Consider the following 5,854-nt stretch of genomic DNA (forward strand, 5'->3'; position numbering starts at 1 on the left):
CGGAACATGTCACTAACGCCATTGCGAACCATCACAACGCGTTAGCAATTTTCATGGACGACACTGGACGCAATAGTCCACTGAAAAACCTGTTGGCCATATTAAAAATGGCCGAGCATGTGTGTGCGTCTTACCGGGTGCTGGGTAATCAGGGCGAAGACCACGAGTGGAACAGCATCGGCCACTTGATTCTGGATTACGTCGGCTTGTCCGATTACGACTTTGAAAACCTCAAAGAGTCCATTCGCGAGTTGAGCGCCCACTAATACTTATCGCGGCTAACTGCCAGAGTCTCTAATGCCTGAATTACCAGAAGTCGAAACTACTCGCCGAGGCATAGCACCGTATCTGGAAGGTCAGCGCGTGAGTCGCGTCATCGTCCGCGATCGACGCCTGCGGTGGCCGATTCCTGAAGACCTCGACGTGCGTCTCTCGGGTCAGCGGATCGTTTTGGTGGAGCGTCGCGCCAAATATTTGCTGATCAATGCCGAGGTCGGCACTTTAATCAGCCATTTGGGTATGTCGGGTAACTTACGCTTGGTGGAGGCCGGGCTGCCCGCGCTTAAGCATGAACACGTCGATATCGAGCTTGAGTCGGGAATGGCTCTGCGCTACACCGACCCACGTCGTTTCGGCGCCATGTTATGGAGTCTGGATCCGCACAATCACGAATTGCTGATCCGTCTCGGCCCAGAGCCATTGACCGAGCTATTTGACGGTGAGCGACTGTTTGAGCGCTCACGCGGTCGCTCAATGGCGGTCAAACCGTTCATCATGGATAACGCGGTGGTGGTCGGCGTCGGGAATATTTATGCGACCGAGGCCCTGTTCGCCGCCGGAATCGACCCGCGCCGCGAGGCCAAAAGTATTTCTCGTGCGCGGTATGTGCGACTGGCAGCTGAGATCAAAAGGATTCTGATTCACGCCATCGAACGCGGTGGCACCACCCTGAAAGACTTTGTCGGCGGCGATGGTCAGCCCGGTTATTTTCAGCAAGAGCTGTTCGTGTATGGCCGCGGACATAAGCCGTGCAAGGTATGCGGCACCGAGCTACGCGAAGTCAAACTGGGGCAGCGCGCGAGCGTGTATTGCCCTAAGTGTCAGACCTGATCGAATCCTTCTGGAAAGGGCGATAGTAGGCGAAATGACATCTCACACCTGCAAGCCTTGCGAAACCAGCGCCGCTGTTTATAGTGAGCAACATTCCTATCGTTGCGCTTGAAGGACCACGCCATGAGCCCGTTTCGTACCGTTGCTGTAGCCTTGGCTTTTTTGTTCGGCTTGCAAGCGCTTCCAGCGCTGGCCTCGTCGGAGCAAAGCGGTGATCCGACCTACCAGATTGAGTCGCCGCCAGCCTTCTCGATGATTGCCGATCTGCTGATTGCCCGGCCATTGTTGATCGCAGCAACGGCTGTTGGTGCGGTGGTGTTTGTCGTCGCGCTGCCATTTGCTGCCGCAGGCGGTGGCATCGGCGACATGGGTAAAGCCTTGGTCGTAGACCCTGGTCAAGCAGCATTCGCACGGTGCCTGGGCTGCACCGGCGTGGGTTACAACAAGCGCGAATAACCGGCTGCAACGTAGGGCGGGTTACGCTTTGCTGGTCAAAATCAGGTATTTGGCCATCAAGTCGTCTTTGCTCTCGACGTGAGCTTCGTCCAACGGGATGCAATCCACGGGGCAGACCTGCTGGCATTGCGGCTCATCGTAATGACCGACGCACTCGGTACAAAGGTTCGGGTTGATCACGTAGATCTCCTCGCCTTGTGAGATGGCTTCGTTCGGGCACTCGGGTTCGCAAACGTCGCAATTAATGCAATCGTCGGTAATGATCAGGGACATGGGACACTCCTGCCGCGGTCAGCGCCGGGGCATAGGGAAACTAATGCGACGAATTGTGCCGCATTAGTCCAGATTCTGCACCCTAGCGTTTGAACCGTTCGGTCAACGCTTCGGCAACAGCCGGGTGTACGAACTTAGTGATATCGCCCCCCAATGACGCGATTTCGCGCACCAGCGTCGATGATATGAACGAGTACCGCTCGGACGGCGTAAGAAACAGGCTTTCCACGTCTGGCGCCAATTGACGGTTCATATTCGCCAGTTGAAACTCATATTCAAAATCCGACACCGCCCGTAGGCCGCGCAGGAACACGTTGGCGTTCTGCTCTTTGGCGAAGTGTGCCAGCAGGCTGGAAAATCCCACGACTTCGACATTAGGTAGGTGCTTGGTGACTTCTCGAGCCAGCTCCACTCGCTGTTCCAGGGAAAACAGCGGGTTTTTCTTTGGGCTGGCGGCGACAGCGATCACTACTTGGTCGAACAGGCGCGCGGCGCGTTCGACCAGATCGCCATGGCCCTTGGTGATAGGGTCGAAGGTGCCTGGGTACAACACTCGGTTCATCGCGTCGTCCTGGTCGGAGTCCTTGGGGAACCGGATGGTATCGCAGCAATCCCGGTCGGCCAAGTCGGCTTATGTCCAGTATCGGCTTTTTGGCTGTTTTTGCCAGGTCTACAACCGCTCGGCCAGCGCCGTCGCCAATTGCGCGGTCAGCCCATAAACCGATAATTGCGGGTTGGCGCCAATACTGGTGGGGAATAACGAGCCGTCGTGAATCGATAGATTACTCAACTGGTGATGCCGGCCAAGGCTGTCGCAAACGGCCATCGCAGGTTCTTCCCCCATGGCGCAACCGCCCATCACGTGGGCACTGCCTAGCCGCGTGGTGAATGTTTTAAGGCTTAAACCTTCGATAACAGACGTTGCCTGCGCAAGATTTTTCACATAGCCCGTGTCTTCATGCAGCGGCATCACCGCCTTGGCGCCACCGGCAAATTGAATCTCGGCCATGCTGTGGTAGGCGCGACGAATGCCGTCCCATGCGTAAGGCGACACCTGATAATCCAACACCGGGGTACCGTCGCCGCGCAACTCCACGCTACCGCCAGTGCTTTCAGGATGAAATCCGTCACGCATCAGGGCCAGCATCATGTGGGTTTTAGGCAACTGAGCCATACGCTCGGTGTTTTCCCGACCGAAGCTACCCAGCAGGGTACTTGCCAGCGATGGCTGTAAAGGTGGCACCTCAAGCTTGTAGGACATTCGCCCCGTAGGACCGTCGATCCATTGAAAGTGATCGGAGTAGATCGACTGTGGTGCGCCGTAGAACGGGTTAATGACCCGATCAAACTGCGCAGCAGAAAAACACGTCAGGTGAAGGAAAGTGCGCTTGCCAACGCGTTTATGAGGGTCGGGCGCCTCGGAGCGCATTAACAGCGCGGGGCTATTGATGCCGCCGCCCGCCAAAACGTAGTGTTTGGCCTTGACCGTGATACTGCGACCGTTGGGCGTCACGCAACGGTCATCCATTCCCAAACATTGTAGGCCGATGACCTTGTCGCCCTTGATCATCAGTGATTCGGCACGCGCCAGATACAGCAACTCACCGCCTTTCTCCAAGGTGGCAGGAATGGTTGTGACCAGCATCGATTGCTTGGCGTTGGTCGGACAACCCATGCCGCAATAGCCCAGGTTCCAGCAGCCACGAACATTACGCGGGATGACTTTCCAGCTATAACCGAGGTGCTGACAACCGGTACGGATCACGTCGTTGTTGGCGTTCGGCGGCATCATCCAAGGTGCTACGCCCAAGCGTTGCTCCATTTCTTCAAACCACGGCGCCATTTCCGCAGCGCTATGGCCCTTGATGGCATGCTGGTCCGCCCAATGCGCCAGCGTCGCGTCGGGGGTGCGAAAGCTTGAGGTCCAGTTCACTAGCGTGCTGCCACCCACCGCGCGGCCCTGAAGAATTGTGATCGCGCCGTCCTTGCTCATCCGGCCAAGGCCCTCCTGATACAGCGTGGAGTAGGCCTGATCTTCAAGCATTTTGAAGTCGCTGCTGGTCTTTAGCGGGCCTTCTTCGACCAGCAACACCTTGTAGCCCGCCGCGCTAAGAATTTGCGCCGTGGTACCTCCTCCTGCGCCGCTGCCAATGATCACCACGTCAGCCTCAAGGGTGAGGTCTTTCTCAAGCTGCGCGCCGTTGTAGGTTTTCCAGCCACGGGCAAGGCCTTCTCGAAACACGTCAGGAACCGGCATAGAGTCTCTTTTTATTGTTATCAGGTGGGGACTAAACAGTCGGCGGGCCAGGGTATCCACACTGCGCCCAGGATTGCGCCTGGCTGTACCACGCCATCATCACCAACTGCTGCAAGGCGTTATGGCCCATGCGCAACATACCCAGGGAACTGGTATCCCAGCGATCAAGGAACGCCGTGATTTGCGCCGGGCTGGCGTCATCCCAGCGTCCCCAAATACCGGTCAACGGCGCACGAATAACCGGCAACGCTAATACATCGAACAGTTGTTGGGTCAGCTTGAGCACTTCGGGAGACAGCCCAAGGAGGGTGGCATCGATACTTTTCAACGTGCCCGTTATGGCGGTCGACGCTGAAACGGCACCCAGGCTGCCTTCCAGCATCACCGGAATCAGCGCGCGCAGAAACGGCAGATCGCTCTCGCGCAGTAGGTTGTAATCATTGGCGGGTGTGCTGGCGGAGCAACCGCTGAGACCCGCCGCGAGCCCGACCGTGGACAAAAAGGCGCTGGCACACAGGCCGACTTTCAGTACGCTGCGCCGCGACAATCCGGCATTTTCTGGCAGGCTGTTGTTCATTATTATTGTTGGACCTTTGCTATTTAAAAGCCTGATCAGCGAATGAACAGCTTGTATACAAGCCGCTGGATCGCCTTGCCGTAGGGCGGATAAATCAGTTTCGCCGCATTGAAACGTTGTTTGATAAACACGCCCTTAGCCTTGCTGAACGTCAGAAAACCTTCATGGCCGTGGTAATGGCCCATGCCCGACGCACCAATGCCGCCGAATGGCATGTCATCCTGAGCGACGTGCAGCAGCGTATCGTTCAGGCACACTCCTCCCGAATGGGTCTGCTCCAGCACCCGCTGCTGCTCGGCTTTGTTGTATCCAAAGTAGTACAACGCCAGCGGACGGGGCCGCTGATTAATGTAGGCAAACGCCTGGTCAATGCGGCTATAAGGCACGATGGGCAAAATCGGACCAAAAATTTCATCCTGCATCACCGTCATGTCGTCACTGACATTGAGCAACAGGCTGAACGGCATGCGCCGACCCTGACTTTCATTGAATAGCGAAATAACCCTCGCGCCCTTGCTGGTAGCGTCGGTCAGGTAGCTATTTAGCCGCGCGAGGTGGCGGTCGTTGATGATCGCGGTGTAGTCCGGGTTGTCCGCTAGCGTCGGGTAAAAGCCATGGATTGCCTTGCGATAGGCTTCGATGAAGCCATCGACCCGATCTTCCGGTACCAAAACGTAGTCCGGCGCCACACAGGTTTGTCCCGCATTCAGGCTTTTTCCGAAAGCAATGCGCTCGGCAGCGTCCTTGAGTGGCACGTCGTGGGAAACAATGGCCGGGGATTTACCGCCCAACTCCAGTGTGACCGGCGTCAGGTTCTCGGCCGCAGCGCGCATCACATGCTTGCCGACCCTGGTTGCGCCGGTAAACAACAAGTGATCGAAAGGCAACTTTGAAAACGCCACGCCGACTTCAGCCTCGCCCAGTACCACCGTTACCAGATCTTCCGGGAACGCTTGGGCCAGCAGACGCTTGAGCAATTGGCCTGTGGCGGGGGTGGACTCGCTGAGCTTGAGCATCACCCGATTACCCGCCGACAACGCCCCGACCAGCGGTCCAACGGCGAGAAATAACGGGTAATTCCACGGCACGATAATGCCGATAACGCCCAGCGGTTGATACACAACCTTGGCTGACGCCGGCTGAAACGCCATGCCAACGCTGCGTCGCGAAGGTTTCATCCA

7 protein-coding genes and 1 pseudogene are annotated in these 5,854 nt (G+C 57.0%); 3 read left to right on the forward strand and 5 right to left on the reverse strand.

Annotated features, from left to right (window positions below):
* The 3 genes and pseudogenes from M0974_RS18325 to M0974_RS18335 all read left to right on the forward strand — a co-directional run.
* Positions 1-266 (forward strand): annotated as a pseudogene (locus M0974_RS18325) (histidine kinase); the annotation flags it as partial.
* Positions 267-297: 31 nt separating this feature from the next.
* The gene (gene mutM, locus M0974_RS18330; RefSeq protein WP_297839808.1) at positions 298-1,110 is read left to right on the forward strand and encodes a bifunctional DNA-formamidopyrimidine glycosylase/DNA-(apurinic or apyrimidinic site) lyase; all 813 of its coding nucleotides are present in this window, start codon (positions 298-300) and stop codon (positions 1,108-1,110) included.
* A 123-nt stretch (positions 1,111-1,233) separates the two neighbouring features.
* A complete protein-coding gene (locus M0974_RS18335; protein WP_297839811.1) occupies positions 1,234-1,566 on the forward strand; it encodes a multidrug transporter in 333 nt (110 codons plus the stop codon).
* 21 nt (positions 1,567-1,587) lie between these two features.
* Here the strand turns inward: M0974_RS18335 and M0974_RS18340 are convergent, their stop codons facing one another.
* From M0974_RS18340 to M0974_RS18360, 5 genes are all read right to left on the reverse strand, one after another.
* Positions 1,588-1,839 carry a YfhL family 4Fe-4S dicluster ferredoxin gene (locus M0974_RS18340; RefSeq protein ID WP_259101132.1) on the reverse strand — a complete coding sequence of 84 codons (252 nt, stop codon included), beginning with the start codon at positions 1,837-1,839 and terminating at the stop codon, positions 1,588-1,590.
* Positions 1,840-1,921: 82 nt separating this feature from the next.
* Positions 1,922-2,401 (reverse strand): pantetheine-phosphate adenylyltransferase, encoded by a 480-nt coding sequence (gene coaD / locus M0974_RS18345; protein WP_297839816.1) that lies wholly within the window; start codon positions 2,399-2,401, stop codon positions 1,922-1,924.
* A gap of 108 nt (positions 2,402-2,509) precedes the next feature.
* A complete protein-coding gene (locus tag M0974_RS18350) occupies positions 2,510-4,096 on the reverse strand; it encodes a GMC family oxidoreductase (RefSeq protein WP_297839818.1) in 1,587 nt (528 codons plus the stop codon).
* A gap of 31 nt (positions 4,097-4,127) precedes the next feature.
* Positions 4,128-4,673: a twin-arginine translocation pathway signal protein gene (locus M0974_RS18355; protein WP_297839821.1), complete on the reverse strand. Its 546-nt coding sequence runs from the start codon at positions 4,671-4,673 to the stop codon at positions 4,128-4,130.
* A 35-nt stretch (positions 4,674-4,708) separates the two neighbouring features.
* A partial coding sequence (locus M0974_RS18360) for a coniferyl aldehyde dehydrogenase (RefSeq protein WP_297839822.1) occupies positions 4,709-5,854 on the reverse strand: 1,146 nt, incomplete at its 5' end.

Source organism: Pseudomonas sp., assembly GCF_026224925.1.
Taxonomy (GTDB): domain Bacteria; phylum Pseudomonadota; class Gammaproteobacteria; order Pseudomonadales; family Pseudomonadaceae; genus Aquipseudomonas.